The 14098-nt window shown below is 68.8% G+C and carries 15 protein-coding genes; 12 read left to right on the top strand and 3 right to left on the bottom strand.

Annotated elements, in window-relative coordinates; genetic code table 11:
• The first annotated feature begins 259 nt into the window (after positions 1 to 259).
• The 3 genes from RAN53_RS15610 (at position 260) to RAN53_RS15620 (ending at position 6519) form a co-directional block, all read left to right on the top strand.
• Positions 260 to 3424: a GGDEF domain-containing phosphodiesterase gene (locus RAN53_RS15610; RefSeq protein ID WP_305797722.1), complete on the top strand. Its 3165-nt coding sequence runs from the start codon at positions 260 to 262 to the stop codon at positions 3422 to 3424.
• Positions 3425 to 3454: 30 nt separating this feature from the next.
• A complete protein-coding gene (locus RAN53_RS15615) occupies positions 3455 to 5452 on the top strand; it encodes a diguanylate cyclase (RefSeq protein WP_305797723.1) in 1998 nt (665 codons plus the stop codon).
• A gap of 119 nt (positions 5453 to 5571) precedes the next feature.
• Positions 5572 to 6519, top strand: coding sequence for a tetratricopeptide repeat protein (locus RAN53_RS15620; protein WP_305797724.1), 948 nt, complete (start codon positions 5572 to 5574; stop codon positions 6517 to 6519).
• Here the strand turns inward: RAN53_RS15620 and RAN53_RS15625 are convergent.
• On the bottom strand, positions 6513 to 7676 hold the full coding sequence (locus RAN53_RS15625; RefSeq protein WP_305797725.1) for a MalY/PatB family protein: 1164 nt from the start codon (positions 7674 to 7676) through the stop codon (positions 6513 to 6515). The two genes, RAN53_RS15620 and RAN53_RS15625, sit on opposite strands and share 7 nt — an antisense overlap.
• Before the next feature lie 48 nt (positions 7677 to 7724).
• Here RAN53_RS15625 and RAN53_RS15630 point away from each other — a divergent pair, with 48 nt between their 5' ends.
• From RAN53_RS15630 to RAN53_RS15665, 8 genes are all read left to right on the top strand, one after another.
• Positions 7725 to 8159, top strand: coding sequence for a hypothetical protein (locus tag RAN53_RS15630; protein ID WP_305797767.1), 435 nt, complete (start codon positions 7725 to 7727; stop codon positions 8157 to 8159).
• 71 nt (positions 8160 to 8230) lie between these two features.
• Positions 8231 to 9058, top strand: coding sequence for a hypothetical protein (locus tag RAN53_RS15635; RefSeq protein WP_305797726.1), 828 nt, complete (start codon positions 8231 to 8233; stop codon positions 9056 to 9058).
• Positions 9059 to 9125: 67 nt separating this feature from the next.
• Entirely contained in the window at positions 9126 to 9533 is a 408-nt protein-coding gene (locus RAN53_RS15640; protein WP_305797727.1) for an acyl-CoA thioesterase, read from the top strand.
• Entirely contained in the window at positions 9530 to 10009 is a 480-nt protein-coding gene (gene ybaK / locus RAN53_RS15645) for a Cys-tRNA(Pro) deacylase (protein ID WP_305797728.1), read from the top strand. The genes RAN53_RS15640 and ybaK overlap by 4 nt, the downstream gene beginning before the upstream one ends.
• Positions 10010 to 10057: 48 nt before the next feature.
• Entirely contained in the window at positions 10058 to 10375 is a 318-nt protein-coding gene (locus RAN53_RS15650) for a hypothetical protein (protein WP_305797729.1), read from the top strand.
• Entirely contained in the window at positions 10356 to 10877 is a 522-nt protein-coding gene (locus RAN53_RS15655) for a DUF501 domain-containing protein (protein ID WP_305797730.1), read from the top strand. Before RAN53_RS15650 ends, RAN53_RS15655 begins: the two co-directional genes overlap by 20 nt.
• A 63-nt stretch (positions 10878 to 10940) precedes the next feature.
• Positions 10941 to 11063, top strand: coding sequence for a hypothetical protein (locus RAN53_RS15660; RefSeq protein ID WP_305797731.1), 123 nt, complete (start codon positions 10941 to 10943; stop codon positions 11061 to 11063).
• Positions 11064 to 11177: 114 nt separating this feature from the next.
• Positions 11178 to 11726 (top strand): TIGR00730 family Rossman fold protein, encoded by a 549-nt coding sequence (locus tag RAN53_RS15665; RefSeq protein WP_305797732.1) that lies wholly within the window; start codon positions 11178 to 11180, stop codon positions 11724 to 11726.
• A gap of 1 nt (position 11727) precedes the next feature.
• On the opposite strand, the gene RAN53_RS15670 is transcribed toward RAN53_RS15665, so the two are convergent.
• Both RAN53_RS15670 and RAN53_RS15675 read right to left on the bottom strand, forming a co-directional pair.
• Positions 11728 to 12228, bottom strand: a complete 501-nt coding sequence (locus RAN53_RS15670; protein ID WP_305797733.1) for a hypothetical protein — start codon at positions 12226 to 12228, stop codon at positions 11728 to 11730.
• Positions 12229 to 12290: 62 nt separating this feature from the next.
• Positions 12291 to 12806, bottom strand: coding sequence for a tetratricopeptide repeat protein (locus RAN53_RS15675; protein WP_305797734.1), 516 nt, complete (start codon positions 12804 to 12806; stop codon positions 12291 to 12293).
• 208 nt (positions 12807 to 13014) lie between these two features.
• Between RAN53_RS15675 and RAN53_RS15680 the strand changes: the two genes are divergently transcribed.
• Positions 13015 to 14046: an NADP(H)-dependent aldo-keto reductase gene (locus RAN53_RS15680; protein ID WP_305797735.1), complete on the top strand. Its 1032-nt coding sequence runs from the start codon at positions 13015 to 13017 to the stop codon at positions 14044 to 14046.
• Positions 14047 to 14098 lie beyond the last annotated feature (52 nt).

Consider the following 14098-nt stretch of genomic DNA (forward strand, 5'->3'; position numbering starts at 1 on the left):
ATTCCTCCGGGAGTCGGCTTTTTTCGTGCCCATGACCCGAAGGCCATCGGTTCCCTCTCGTTTCAGAACCAGCGGCCGCCGCTGACATCACCATGCGCCGGGATTCGACCCCCTTGAGCTTCCCGGCCACAGCACGCAAGCTGAGGCGATAGCGACATGGCCGCCCCAGGAGCCCCGATGACCGATATCCGCCACCTGTTGAACGCCGCCAAGCACACGGGGTGCAACCGCGTCGTCGGCGACTGAAACGGAGCACGCCATGCACGCCAGGACGGCCACCATCCCCACAGGGGAGAGCAACCTGCCCTACCGCATCCGCGATGTGGCCATGGATATCGGCCTGCTGATGATCGCCGCCACCTTCGCCCTCCTGGGCAGTGCCGGCCTGGTCGCCCACCTACTGGGCGTGGCCTACCCGCTGAGTGGGCTGATGGTGGCCGATGCCGCCCTCACCGGTTTCCTGGCCGGGCTCAGCGTGCTGGGCTGGCTGTTCACGGCACCTCGACTGCGCCTCGCTGCGGCACTACCGCTGGTCGCCATCACCCTCTACACCCTGACCCACAACGCCTGGGCCGGAGGGCCCTGGCAGGGGAGTTCCTGGGTGACGGGCGGGCCACGGATCCTCTCGGTGGCGGCACTCCTGCTGCTGCTGGTCGCTCTGTGCAGCCTCGCAGGCTTGGGCAGCCGAATGCGTCGACTGCTGTGGGCTGGGAGTGGTGTACTGGCCCTGCTCACCGGGGCGCTATCGCTGGCGATGCTGCTGCTGCCCGCCAGCCGCACAGACTGGTCTGCGGGCTTCGTCTCGGCGCCGATGCTCGCCACCCTCTACGCCCTGCTCGGCGGCGTTGCCCTGCTCGGCGTGGCCTGGCGCGGCCCGCGGCCCATGCTGCCGGTGGGCCGGCTGACCCAGGTCGCCGCCGTTGCCGGGGTGCTGACGAGCTGCCTGGCGTGGTACGTACTGACCTGGAACGCCCAGACCACCATCCACCGCCAGGCCGCGACCCTGCTGGATAACGTCGAGCTCAACGCCCGCCGGGTAATGACCGCCCAGCTGGAGCTATATCAACGCCTGGCCTGGCGCCAGGGCCAGGAGCCCGCCCTCCGCGCCGACCGGCTGCGCGCCCACGATGTCGACAGCTACTTCCGCCACGCCCCCTACCTGGAAGCGCTGGTGCTGATGGCCCCGCAAGGGCGGATCGCCGACCTGCGCGCACCCCGCCTGCTCGACCCGCGCCGCCTGCGCCACGAGATCATGCGCGCCGAGGTCGGCGATTGGCTGGCGCTGCCCTGGCAGGCACCCCATGCCATGCCGGCGCCTGACGCCCCCACACGGCTGCTGATCGCCGCCCCGGTGGACGATGCCGGCAGTCAGCTGGTCGCCCGGCTCGACCTGGCCCAGCTGCTGGCCCAGGAGCTCGGCGTGCAGCTCCAGCGCTTCCGGGTCGAGGTCCGTACCTCCCGGCCACTGCTCGAGATTCGCCAGCCGGGCCGCCTGCCGCCGCCCGCCTCGGTACGCCCGCTGCCCCACCTCGGCACCCGCCACGTGGGGCTGCCGGGGGGCGCCCGGCTGACACTGGAGGTGCACCTGGACTCCCTGCCCGCCATGCTGCGCGCCGGCCTGATGCCCGGTGGCTTCGCCATCTCCGGACTGATCCTGAGCTACCTGCTGGCCCTGAGCCTGGGCCTGGTACGCCTGGTGCTGGGGCGCTCCCGGGAACTCCTCGCCGCACGCAGGCGCCTGGAGGCGCAGTACGACCTGGAACAGCGCTTCCGCTCGCTCTACCTCTACCACCCGGACGGCGTCTTCTCCCTCGACCATGAGGGCCGCCTCGTGTCGGCCAACGCCGCCTGCAGCGAGATCACCGGCCGCCGCGACGAGGAGGTGCTGGGCGAGCACTTCTCGGTGCTGCTGTCACCCGAAGACATCCCGCGCCTGCAGGCGCTGTTCGAGGCCACCCTGGCCGGCGAGCCGGGGCGCGTCGAGCTCACCCTCACCCACCGCGACGGCGAGCTGCGTGCCCTCGACCTCACCACCCTGCCGATCATCGTCGAGGGCGAGACCCAGGGGGTCTTCGGCATCGCCAAGGATATTACCCGCCAGCGCGAGCACGAGGCCCAGATTGCCTACCAGGCCAGCCACGACCTGCTCACCGCGCTGCCCAATCGCTCGCTGCTCGACGAGCGCCTTGCAGCGGCCTTCCTCGATTCACAAGAGAGTTCCCAGCCGCTGCTGGTGATGCTGCTGGACCTGGATGGCTTCAAGGCGGTCAATGATGGCCTGGGCCACGCCGTCGGCAACGCCCTGCTGGTCGCCGTCGCCGAACGGCTGCGCGGCCTGGTCGCCCCCGGCGATACCATCGCCCGACTGGCCGGCGACGAGTTCTGCCTGTTGCTGCCCGGTCGCCGTCGCGAGGCGGGCGCCCATCTGGCCGACCGCTTGCTGGATGCGCTGAGCCGTCCCTACTACCTGGAGGGGAATGCCGTGCATATCAGCGCCAGCATCGGCATCGCCACCAGCGACGGCGAGATCGGCCATGCCCAGGAGCTGCTGCAGCATGCCGACCTCGCCGTGAGCGGCGCCAAGCAACAGGGGCGCAATACGTGGCAGTGGTACCGCGGCGACGGCCAGCGAATCACCGCGGAGGAGGTGCTGCTGCGCCACGATCTCTACACCGCCCTCAACAACGAGGAATTCGTCCTCCACTACCAGCCCATCGTCGCCGCCGAAGACGGCAGCGTGCGCGGCTTCGAGGCGCTGATCCGCTGGCATCATCCCCAGCGCGGCCTGATCTCCCCTGGGGTCTTCATCCCGCTGGCCGAGCAGACCGGGCAGATCATCCCCCTGGGACGTTGGGTGCTGCGCCAGGCCTGCCAGGAGATGGCCGAACTTCAGGCGTATGATGGCAGAGCGCTCCCCGTCGCGGTGAATATCTCCTCCCTGCAGTTTCACCGTGACGGCTTCCTGGATGAGGTTCGGCACATCCTCGCCACTACCGGCCTGCCACCCGAGCTGCTGGAGCTGGAGGTGACCGAAAGCGTGCTGCTGGATGGTGCCGAGCCGGTGATCGAGCTGATGGAAACACTCAAGGCCATGGGCGTGCGTGTGGCGCTGGATGACTTCGGCACCGGATTCTCCAGTCTCAGCTACCTGCGCGACCTGCCCACCCACAAGGTCAAGCTCGACCGCAGTTTCGTGCAGAAGACCCTGACGGACCGACGTACCGCGGCCATCGTGCAGGGTGTCATCACCATGGCTCACCACATGGACATGGTGGTGGTGGCGGAAGGGATCGAGACACCGGAAGAGCAGGAGGACATGGTGCGTCGCGAGTGCGACCTGCTCCAGGGCTTTCTGTTTGCCCGCCCCCTACCGCTAGCGGCCTTGCGGCAACTGCCCGACTGCTTGCCCGAGCCCCATTCTTGATGACTTCCTGGCAACTATGCTGACTGCCTCATGGGCATACCATTGAACATCAACACGCTCTGGACACGCCTGGCGATCGCCATTCTGCTGCCCGTGGCCTTGGTCAGCATGACCCTGTACCCGATTTTTGCCTCTCACCTCGAGGAGCGGATCGACAGCAGCCGCCAGACGGCCGAAGCGTTCCTCGACGCCGAATACGACATGCTGCTCAGGAGCATGAACGAAAGCTTCAACCAGGTGCTGGCCACCGCGGAACTCCCGCTGCTGCGGCAGTTTTTGGTCAGACGGACCACCCCCAGAGCTCCGGAATGGGGTCCCGCCGCAGAGCAAGACTGGCACCAGATGGAAGCGCTGTTCGACACCTTGATGACCCATTACGGCCGCTACACGCGATTGGCGGTGATCGACACTCGCGGGCTCGAGTGGGTTGCCACTACCGCGATGCCTACCCTGCCGCGACCGCCGGTAGTGGCACACGGCGCCACGACCACCTTCCAGGAAGCCATGCGGCTAAAATCGCGTGACCTATATGTCTCTCCCCCGCGCCTGGGGGCCTCCGGGGACAGTGACGCGCCCGTAACCACGGTCATCGACATCGCCACACCGATCGTCGATGACCGCGGGCAGCGCCTCGGTGTGCTGCTGTTCACCCTCGACTGGTCGCAAATCACCGCCAACCTGCCGCATGCCAGGGAGGCGGGCCGCGGTGAAGTGCTACTGGTAGATGCCCAGGGCAGATGGCTGCTACCCGGCGAAGAGGGTCGGGAAGATCAGTTCGGGGACTCGATTGGCAACCGAAGGCCAGGTACCTGGGCGGCCATGTCGGCACGCAACCAGGGCATGGTCATGCTGAACGATCATCTGCTCGGGTTTCGCAGCCATGACATTCGCACCCAGCACTACCGCAGCCAGGCCGGCATGATCGTGAGTCAGCCTGAGTCGCAGCCCTGGCGCCTCGGCATCCTGATACCCAAACCCAGCCTGGTGGAGCTCCTGAAGCAGAACCCCATACAACAGCTGGCCATCGCCCTGGTCTATCTGCTGTCGGTGGCCTTCGGTGTGTTCTGGGTGCTGAGCAACCATCGCCTGCGCGGCCTGCGACAGCGTGCCCTGCAGTTCTCACGCGAGGCCCGTCGGTACGCCGGTGAGGTACAGGATCTCTACGAGCACGCCCCCTGTGGCTACCATTCGCTCGACGGCGATGGCCGGGTGGTCAAGATCAACCGTACCGAGCTCGACTGGCTGGGCTATCGCGCCGATGAGGTGATCGACAAGCTCCACTATCGTGACTTCGTCACACCCGAGACCCGAGCGGCCTTCGACGCCGCCTTCCGCCAGGTGCTGGGCGAGGGCCAGGAAGGAAGCGCCGAGTGCGAGTTGCTGTGTCGTGATGGCAGCCGACTGCCGGTAGCGATCCAGGCCACCGCTCAAGTGACCGAGGACGGCTTCCAGTACTCCCGCGCCACGGTGTTCGACCTGAGCGAGCGTAAGGCACTGGAGGCACGCCTGGAGGAGCAGGCGCTCACCGATCCCCTCACCGGCCTGGGTAACCGCCGTTACCTGGAGAACCAGGCGGCCATGGAGATCGCCCGCGCCGAGCGCAGTGCGACACCGCTGACGCTGATTGCCATCGACCTCGATCACTTCAAGCGCATCAACGACAGCCATGGCCACGATGTGGGGGATCTGGTGTTGCAGGCCTTTGCCGACCTGGCCCGCCGGGTGCTGCGCGACGGCGACGTGCTGTGCCGCATGGGCGGCGAAGAGTTCGCCGTGCTACTGCCCGACACCAACCGCGAGCAGGCCCTTCAGGTCGCCGAGAGGCTGCGGGAGGCGGTCGCCACCACCCCTGTCAGGATCGGTCAGGACGCGATGGAAGACGGCACGCTGGCCTACACCGCTTCGCTGGGCGTGACGCTGGTTAACATCGGAGAGACCACCCTGAAACCGGCGATCAAGCGCGCCGACCAGGGCCTCTATGCCGCCAAGGAGACGGGGCGCAACCGCGCCCAGTGGCAAGAAGCGTAGGACACAGCTGCCTCATCCGGTCGCGGCCACAGCCTGCCCAGCACGCCACCACCCCTTGAATCTGCCCGCCCCCACCCGCATATCCTGAGCAAACACACTCGTTTCCGGGAATACCAACCATGTCCATCGTCGATCCGCGTACCGGTGAGCCGCTCACCGCCGACACCAGTGCCCCACAGGAGGCGCCGTCGCAGCCTGGTCAGGCCGAGTCGGGCGAGGCTCCCGAGGTCATCATCGACGTCGACGCCAGCAACATCCAGCAGGTGCTGGAGCTGTCCATGCAGGTGCCGGTGCTGCTCGACTGCTGGGCCCCCTGGTGCCAGCCCTGCAAGACCCTGATGCCGGTGCTGGAGAAGCTGGCCCGCGAATATCAGGGCGCCTTCCTGCTGGCCAAGCTCAACATCGAGGAGAACCAGGAGATCGCCGCCCAGCTGGGGGTGCGTTCGGTGCCCGACGTCAAGCTGGTCAGCCAGGGTGGCCTGGTCGACCACTTCCAGGGCGCACTGCCCGAGAAGGAGATCCGTGAGTGGCTGGGCCGCTACTTCCCCGCCCCGGAGGATGTTCCGGCGAGCCCCGAAGACCAGGCCGCCGAGGCGCTGGCCGCCGGCGATGCCGCCACCGCCCGCGCCATCTACCAGGAACTCGCCCAGCAGTACCCGGACCACACTCCCTATCAGGTGGAGCTGGCCCGCACCCTGGTGGCCGAGGGGCGCGCCGACGAGGCGCGCAGCGTGCTCGACAACCTGCCGCCAGAGGAGCGCGATGCCGCCCCGGCCCGCGGGGTGCGCGCCAGCATCGAGTTCGGCGAGGAGGCCCCCTCCGCCGAGGAGCTGGCCGCCCTGGGCGAGCGTGACGACAGCGAGGCGAAGTACCTGCGTGCGATGCGCCGGGTCGCCGACGGCGACTATGAGCCAGGCCTCGAGGGGCTGCTGGCACTGATGAAGGCCGACCGCGCCTATGGCGACGACGCCGCCCGCAAGACCCTGCTGCGGGTCTTCGATGCCCTGGGTGCCGACCACCCGCTCACGGTCAGCTACCGCCGCAAGCTCTTCGCCATGCTCTACTGAGCCAGCACCCCATCCAGCCGCGAGAGCGCCGCTTCCAGCTGGGTGGCGGTGGTGCCGAAGTTGAGCCGGGCAAAGCCGGGGTGGCCGAAGTCGGCGCCATCCGAGAGCGCCACCCCGGCGCGCTCCAGCAGCGTTTGCTGGGGTGACTCGCCGAGCCCCGCCTCGCGCAGGTCGAGCCAGGCCAGGTAGGTGGACTGCGGTGGCGCCATGCCGACCCCCGGCCAGTGCGCCACCCGCTCCGCCAGGCTGCGACGGTGGTCGCGCAGCACCTCGAGCAGCACCTGTCGCCAGGGGTCGCCGTGGGCGTAGGCGGCCTCGGCGGCCACCAGCCCCAGCACGTTGCCGTCCGGCATCAGCCCCTTGGCCGTGGCGGCGAAGCACCGGCGCAGCGCGGGGTCGGGAATCACCGCGCAGGCGGCGGTCAGCCCGGCCAGGTTGAAGGTCTTGGAGGGCGCCCAGAGGGTGATCGTGCGCGCGGCGAGCTCGGGGAAGGCCGCCGCCAGCGGCACATGGCGGGCCCCCTCCTCCAGCAGCAGGTCGCAGTGCAGCTCGTCGGACACCACCCAGAGATCGTGCCGCTCGACCAGCTCGGCCAGGCCGGCCAGTTCGTCGTGGCTCCACACTCGACCGGTAGGATTATGAGGGTGGCACCACAGCAGCAGCCGGGTGCGCGGGGTGATCGCCGCCTCCAGTGCCTCTAGGTCGAGGCGCCAGGGCTCGCCCGGCGCCAACGGCTCGCCCATACGGGCCTGCTGGGGCGTGCGTCCGGTGCGCTCGGCCACCCTGAGGAAGGGCGGATAGATGGGCGTCACCGTCAGCACCCCGTCGCCTGGCTGGGTCAGCGCCAGGCTGGCCAGGTGCAGCGCCGGCACCACCCCGGGCAGCCACTGCTGCCACTCCGGCGCGATGGCCCAGTCATAGTGCTCCGCACTCCAGGCGCACAGCGTCTCGCGCAGCGAGTCGGGCACCAGACCGTAGCCGAATACTCCGTGATCGACCCGGGCACGCAGCGCCTCGAGCACCGCCGGAGGCGAGACGAAGTCCATGTCGGCCACCCACAGTGGCAGCACCTCGTCGCCGTAGCGATGCCACTTCTGAGACGGCCAGTGACCGGATGGATGCCGACGCTCCACCGGCGTGGCAAAATCGAACGCCATGCGCTCACTCCTTTCATCGACGGCCAGGAAAATCCCATGACCTCGACCATGCCCCAGGAAGACTTCTATGCCAAGGTGCGCCGCGGCATGCCGCGACTGGTGGCCCAGTGGCGCGACCTGGGCCAGGACGCCCCGCAGCGCCTGGCCCTGCTGCTCGCCGAGACCGCCCGGGTGGTGCGCATCGGCCTACCGGAGGCCACCCCCGACGCCGCCACCCTGACGGCCTGGAGCGAGGCGGAGAACGGCGACGATATCCCGCTGTGGGCCGCGCGGACGGCCACCTTCCTGCTGGTACAGATGCCCGCCCGGCCACGCCCCCGAGACGCCGACGAGGCCTGCGCCTGGGCCTACTGCTGGCTGCGCAACCGTGACTTCGACTCCCTGGAGGCGGCCGAATCGGCGCTGCCATCCCATCTGCGCGAGTCCCTGGCAGACGCCCTGCCCGCGGCCTGGCGCGACCGCCAGGGACTGCGCCTGATATAGGAACTGCGCCTGATACAGAGCCGCCGCTACCATGGCGGCCGTATGACCTCACAAGGATTAAGGAAAACGAGATGGACGTTCCCCTGAGCTGGCAACTGGCCAAGCTTGTGGTCTCGATCGGCATGGTGCTGGGTCTCGGCGCCATCGCCGTGCGTGTCAGTCCACGCGTCGCCGGCCTGCTGGCGGGCTACCCGCTGGGCACCGCCATCGCCCTGTTCTTCATCGGCCTGGAGCTCTCGCCAGGCTTCGCCGCCGAGAGCGCCGTCCACACCCTGGCCGGCTTCACCGCCACCCTGGCGCTGGGCGGCGGCTACCTGCTGGCCGGGCGCCGCCCGGGGCTGCCCGGCGTGCTGGCCGGTACCGCCGCGGGGCTGGCCGCCTTCCTGGCGGTCAGCCTGGTGCTGACCCGGGTGGAGTTCGACCGCCTCACCGGCACCCTCACCACCCTGGCCGCCATCGCCCTGTTCACCTGGCTCTACCGCCGCGTACCGGAGAGCATGGCCCGCCCCACCGGACGCTTCTCCTGGGCCGCCCTGATGGTGCGCGCCCTGCTCGCCGCCGTGATCATCTTCGTGATCACCGGCCTGGCCCATGTGCTGCCGGCCGCCTGGGCCGGCGTGATGGCCGCCTTCCCGGTCACCATGTATCCCTTCCTGGTGATCCTGCACCTGACCCACGGCCACGGCCCGGTGGCCACGGTGATCAAGCACTACCCGATGGGCCTCGGCTCGCTGCTCAGCTATGCGCTGTGCGTCTCCTTCGCCTACCCCACCCTGGGCCTGGCACTGGGCACCCTGGCCGGCTTCGCCGTGGCCACCCTGTGGCTCGTCAGCTGGACTCGCCTGCAGGCCTGGCTGGTCAACCGGCGTGAGGAGCGCCGGGGGCAGGCCTCCCCGTAAAACTTGACCGAGCGCTTGCTCGGGGCAAAGCTGTTCGTTCTGGAGACACCACAACAAGGATTCCCCCATGTTCACCCGCACCATCGAGCCCGCCTTCTATGACACCGACGCCCTGGGCCATATCAACAACACCCGCCTGCCGGCCTGGTTCGAGCTGGCCCGCAACGACCTCTTCCGGCTCTTCACCCCGGACCTGGACCCCCGCAAGTGGCGGCTGATCATGGCCCGCATGGAGGTCGAGTACCGGGCCGAGCTGCAGTACGGCAGCGATATCGAGGTCCGTACCTACGTCTCGCGGCTCGGCAACAGCTCCTTCACCGTCACCCAGGAGGCCTGGCAGAACGGCCAGATGACCAACCTGGGCCGCACCGTCATGCTGCAGTTCGACCACGACGCCAAGCAGGCCATGCCCATCGAGGGCGAGCTGCGCGAGGCGCTGGAAGCCCACCTCCAGGAGGAGCCCACCGCCGCATGACACCCGCCGTGAAGCAGCTGGAGAAGGCCGGGGTCGACTTCGCCCTGGCCGAGTACGACCATGACCCGCGCAGCCCCGCCTACGGCGAGGAGGCCGCCCGGGCACTGGGGCTATCACCGGACGAGGTGTTCAAGACGCTGCTGGCCCGGCTCGACGACGGCCGCCTGGCGGTGGCCATCGTGCCGGTATCGCGCAAGCTCGATCTCAAGGCCCTGGCGCGTGCCGCCGGCGCCCGCAAGGCGCAGATGGCCGAGGCCGACGAGGCCCAGCGCGCCACCGGCTACGTGGTGGGAGGCATCAGCCCGCTGGGCCAGAAACGCCGCCTGGCCACCTTCCTCGACGCCGGCGCCGAGGCCCTGGCAGCGATCCACGTCAGCGGCGGCCGCCGCGGGCTCGAGATCCGCCTGGCGCCTGCCGACCTGCTCCGGCTTACCGGCGGACGCCTGGCTACACTGTCCAGAGGCGCCGGGGACTAGTCATAGAGCGGGTCCGCCAACTGAGATAACCCTGCACAGGAGCCCACCATGGCCATCCGCTACACCCTCTGGCTGGACCCGGAGGACACCGAGCGCCACCGCGCCATGGAGGCGCAGCTGCTGCGCTACTTCATCGAGCGCTTCGCCGACTACCCCCATATCCGCTTGTTCGGCGCCGACCCCTACGATTATGATGCGCCGTTCAATCGACTCCATGACGTGCTGATGGCGCGGGCCGCGGAATACTGCGAGCGGGAGTGGTCCTACGTGCCCACCCCCGATCAGCTCAATCGTGCCTTCTTCCTGGCCGTAGGCGAGTCCAACAAGTTTCTACGGGGCCCCGACGATGGTGATCCAGACCGATAACCCGCCCGATCCTCGCCAGCTGGCGATCATCACCGAGCAGCTCGGCCGCGCCCCCCGCGGCATCGAGGCCGTGTCCGCCACCGATGGCGAGGGCACCCCGCTGGTGCTGCGCATGGCGCCCATCGTCGACGGCAAGCCCTTCCCGACCCTCTACTGGCTGAGCTCCGAGCTGCTCAAGGTGGTGATCTCGCGCATCGAGGCCGACGGCGCCATCAAGCGGCTCGAGGCCCGCCTGCAGGAGGAGCCCGAGCTGCTCGCCGCCTACCATGAAAGCCATCGCGACTATGTCGCCGCGCGCTGGGGACACATGAGCGAGACACAAAAGGCTGAGGTAATCCGGCTCGGCTATGATGGCGTGCTCACGGAGCGCGGTATCGGCGGCATCGCCAACTGGGACCAGGTGCGCTGCCTGCACACCCAGTATGCCCACCACCTGTGTGGCGACAACGTCATCGGCCGCTGGATGGACACCGAGTACGGCGTGGCCGACTGCCTGCCCTGAAGCACCCAGCGCACTCCTTACCCTCTACCCCCTGACCATAAGATGCTCAACAAGGAGCCCTCGATGTACGTCGATACCCATGTCATTGCCAGCCTCGCCCTGATCGTCAGCATGCTTGGCATCTCCGTGGTCGGCGTCAAGCTGCTGCGCGAGGCCATCAAGCGCGACGCCGACGCCGCCCGCTGAAACAGGGCCACGCGGTAACGAGGGGCGCCTGATGGCGCCCCTCGTCGTTGTGGTTCACGGTTGCGGCGATACGCCAGGCGCGCCAGGATGACCGTTCTTGCCAAGGAGAAGAGCATGTCAAGATTCTGCGTCTTTCTGGGCTCACGGGAAGGCCGTGACCCGCAGTACCTGGCCGACGCCCGCCGGCTGGGCGAGGCGCTGGCGCGCCGCGGCCACAGCCTGGTCTATGGCGGCGCCCGTATCGGAATGATGGGGGCCCTGGCCGATGCCACCCTGGATGCCGGCGGCGAGGTCATCGGGGTGATGCCCGACCATCTGGTGGAGCGTGAACAGGCCCACCGCGGCCTGACCCGGCTGATCCACGTGCACAACATGCACGAGCGCAAGGCCAGCATGGCGGCCCATGCCGACGCCTTCATCATGCTGCCAGGGGGCATCGGCACCCTGGAGGAGTTCTTCGAAGCCTGGACCTGGCACTATCTCGGGCTCCACGACAAGCCCATCGGCGTGCTCGACAGCGAAGGCTTCTACGCGCCACTGCTGGCCTTCCTCGACAACACCGTGGAACAGGGCTTCCTCAACGCCCGCACCCGCGCCGAGCTGTTCGACGCCAGCGAGCCCCTCGACCTGCTGGATATGCTGGAAGCCCGGCTGGCTCGCTGAATCAGGCCTCGCCGGCCAGCTCGCGGGTGCGCTGGTAGGTAAGCTGCAGCAGCCGGGCATCCTCCCCGGCGCGATGCCGGTGGATGCCCAGCTCCTCGATCAGCGCCTCCTTGGTAGGCTTCCACAGCGCCAGCTGCTCCTCGCCGAGCAGCTTGCGCAGCGCTTCCAGGCGGAATGCCGGCAACATGCCGGCATGATGGAACAGCAGCGACAGCCAGGTGTTGTCGTAGCCCCAGCTGTCGCTGTAGCAGATCTTCAGCTCGCCGAGTTCGTCATTGAGCCACTGTGCCACCTGGCGCACCGGATGCCCTTCGCGCTGCAGGCGGGCTCGGCTGATGCCATGGAGCAGCTCGGCCTTGGGATCCCAATGGGTCCACTCGGCCAGGGGCTGGATAAGGAAGGCGCAGCTGCTGCCATCGGGTCGGGCCAGCCCCACCTCGATGGGGTAGCTGCCGCGCCCGAATCCGGACGCCTCGATATCGAGCAGGGTCGGTAGCGTCACGGCGGGCAGGGTCCTCAGGCAGCCACGGAAGGAAGAGCGCCGTCGGACCGGCGCCTCGCAGGCTAGTGTCGCGTCTCGTCTTCCACGCTGTCCAGCGCCTCGCCGAATCCGGCGGCGCGGTCGGCCAGGCACTGCCAGTGGGCGGCACGTTCGGCGTCCACCGCGAGGCCCAACTGGCCCTCGCGGTAGGCCCGCGCCAGGCGCTGGGCGGCCAGCGGATGGCCCGCCTCGCCGGCGCGGGCGTACCAGGTCACGGCATGGTCGTCACGGCGCGGATAGAGGGCGCAGCCATTCTCGTAGATCTGCCCCGCCTGGTACTGGGCACGGGAGTCGCCGGCGTGGGCGGCCTCGAGCACATAGCGGGCACCGCGGGCCTTGTCCTGGGGCGACATACCACGGTGGAACAGCATATGCCCATAGGTGGAGAGCGCCGCCGGATGGCCGGCGTCGGCACAGCGCTGGAAGAGGTGCATGGTCAGGCGCTGGGTGCGCGGCGAGCGCGGCAGCCAGCGAGTATGGAAGAGCTGCTCCGCCAGGCGGTACTCGAGCCGGGTGAAAAGTGATGATGCCTGTGTCATGGCCTTCCACCGAATCCTGTATCGCGAGAAAAAGACACCCGGCACCACCCTGTGCGCGGCGTCTGACATCTGGCCCACCCCGGTCCCCGGGGCATAACGGGCGGCCAGCATACGCCCGCCCCCGCGGCGACTCAACCCCCGGCATTTGCCGCCCCGGTGGCGCCTGGCTACCATGCCGACTCCATTCCAGAACCGCGAGGACACCAGGATGCAGACGCGACCGCTGGGCGATACCGGCATCGAGGTCAGCCGCCTCTGCCTGGGCACCATGACCTTCGGCGAACAGAACAGCGAGACCGAGGCCCACGCGCAGCTCGACCGTGCGGTGGCCTTCGGCATCAATTTCATCGACACCGCCGAGATGTACCCGGTGCCGCCCAAGGCGGAGACCCAGGGCCGCACCGAGGCCTACATCGGCAACTGGCTCAAGCGTCGCGGCAGCCGCGACGACGTGATCATCGCCACCAAGGCCGCGGGCCCCGGCCTCGAGCATATCCGTGGCGGCCCGCGGCTGACCCGCGAGCATCTCCACCAGGCCATCGACGACAGCCTGGCGCGCCTGCAGACCGACTACGTCGACCTCTACCAGCTGCACTGGCCGGAGCGGAAGGCCAACTTCTTCGGCAAGCTCGGTTACGTTCCCGACGATGAGGAGGACGCCACCCCGCTCGAGGAGACCCTGGCCGCCCTGAAGGAGCTGGTGGACGCGGGCAAGGTACGCGCCATCGGGCTGTCCAACGACACCCCCTGGGGCGTGATGCGTGCCCTTCACTTGGCCGAGTCCCAGGGCCTGCCGCGGGTCGCCTCGGTGCAGAACCCCTACAACCTGCTCAACCGCAGCTTCGAGGTGGGCCTGGCCGAGATCGCCCACCGCGAGCGGGTGGGGCTGCTGGCCTACTCGCCGCTGGCCTTCGGCACGCTCTCCGGCAAGTACCTGGATGGCGCCCGCCCCGAGGGGGCCCGGCTGACCCTGTTCGAGCGCTTCCAGCGCTACACCAATCCCCAGGCCCAGGCCGCCACCGCCGAGTACGTGGGGATCGCCCGGGAGGCCGGCCTCGACCCGGCACAGATGGCGCTGGCCTTCGTCAACTCGCGCCCCTTCCTGACCAGTAACATCATCGGCGCCACCTCCATGGCTCAACTGGAGAGCAACCTGGCCAGCGAGTCCCTGCGCCTCGACGGCGAGGTGCTCGAGGCCATCGAGGACGTGCATCGCCGCTACGCTAACCCGGCTCCCTGAGGCGGCCTCCCGCCCGGCGGCTATCACCGCGATAGCCCCTCGGGCGGGGCGC

Source organism: Halomonas sp. SSL-5 (genome assembly GCF_030708455.1).
Classification (GTDB): Bacteria; Pseudomonadota; Gammaproteobacteria; order Pseudomonadales; family Halomonadaceae; genus Halomonas.

Coding starts and splice junctions, on each gene's coding strand:
- RAN53_RS15610 (WP_305797722.1), top strand. CDS start 260: ATGCACGCCAGGACGGCCACCATCCCCACAGGGGAGAGCAACCTGCCC.
- RAN53_RS15650 (WP_305797729.1), top strand. CDS start 10,058: ATGGCCATCCGCTACACCCTCTGGCTGGACCCGGAGGACACCGAGCGC.
- RAN53_RS15660 (WP_305797731.1), top strand. CDS start 10,941: ATGTACGTCGATACCCATGTCATTGCCAGCCTCGCCCTGATCGTCAGC.
- RAN53_RS15620 (WP_305797724.1), top strand. CDS start 5,572: ATGTCCATCGTCGATCCGCGTACCGGTGAGCCGCTCACCGCCGACACC.
- RAN53_RS15640 (WP_305797727.1), top strand. CDS start 9,126: ATGTTCACCCGCACCATCGAGCCCGCCTTCTATGACACCGACGCCCTG.
- RAN53_RS15635 (WP_305797726.1), top strand. CDS start 8,231: ATGGACGTTCCCCTGAGCTGGCAACTGGCCAAGCTTGTGGTCTCGATC.
- RAN53_RS15665 (WP_305797732.1), top strand. CDS start 11,178: ATGTCAAGATTCTGCGTCTTTCTGGGCTCACGGGAAGGCCGTGACCCG.
- RAN53_RS15625 (WP_305797725.1), bottom strand. CDS start 7,676: ATGGCGTTCGATTTTGCCACGCCGGTGGAGCGTCGGCATCCATCCGGT.
- RAN53_RS15680 (WP_305797735.1), top strand. CDS start 13,015: ATGCAGACGCGACCGCTGGGCGATACCGGCATCGAGGTCAGCCGCCTC.
- RAN53_RS15655 (WP_305797730.1), top strand. CDS start 10,356: ATGGTGATCCAGACCGATAACCCGCCCGATCCTCGCCAGCTGGCGATC.
- RAN53_RS15630 (WP_305797767.1), top strand. CDS start 7,725: ATGCCCCAGGAAGACTTCTATGCCAAGGTGCGCCGCGGCATGCCGCGA.
- ybaK (WP_305797728.1), top strand. CDS start 9,530: ATGACACCCGCCGTGAAGCAGCTGGAGAAGGCCGGGGTCGACTTCGCC.
- RAN53_RS15675 (WP_305797734.1), bottom strand. CDS start 12,806: ATGACACAGGCATCATCACTTTTCACCCGGCTCGAGTACCGCCTGGCG.
- RAN53_RS15615 (WP_305797723.1), top strand. CDS start 3,455: ATGGGCATACCATTGAACATCAACACGCTCTGGACACGCCTGGCGATC.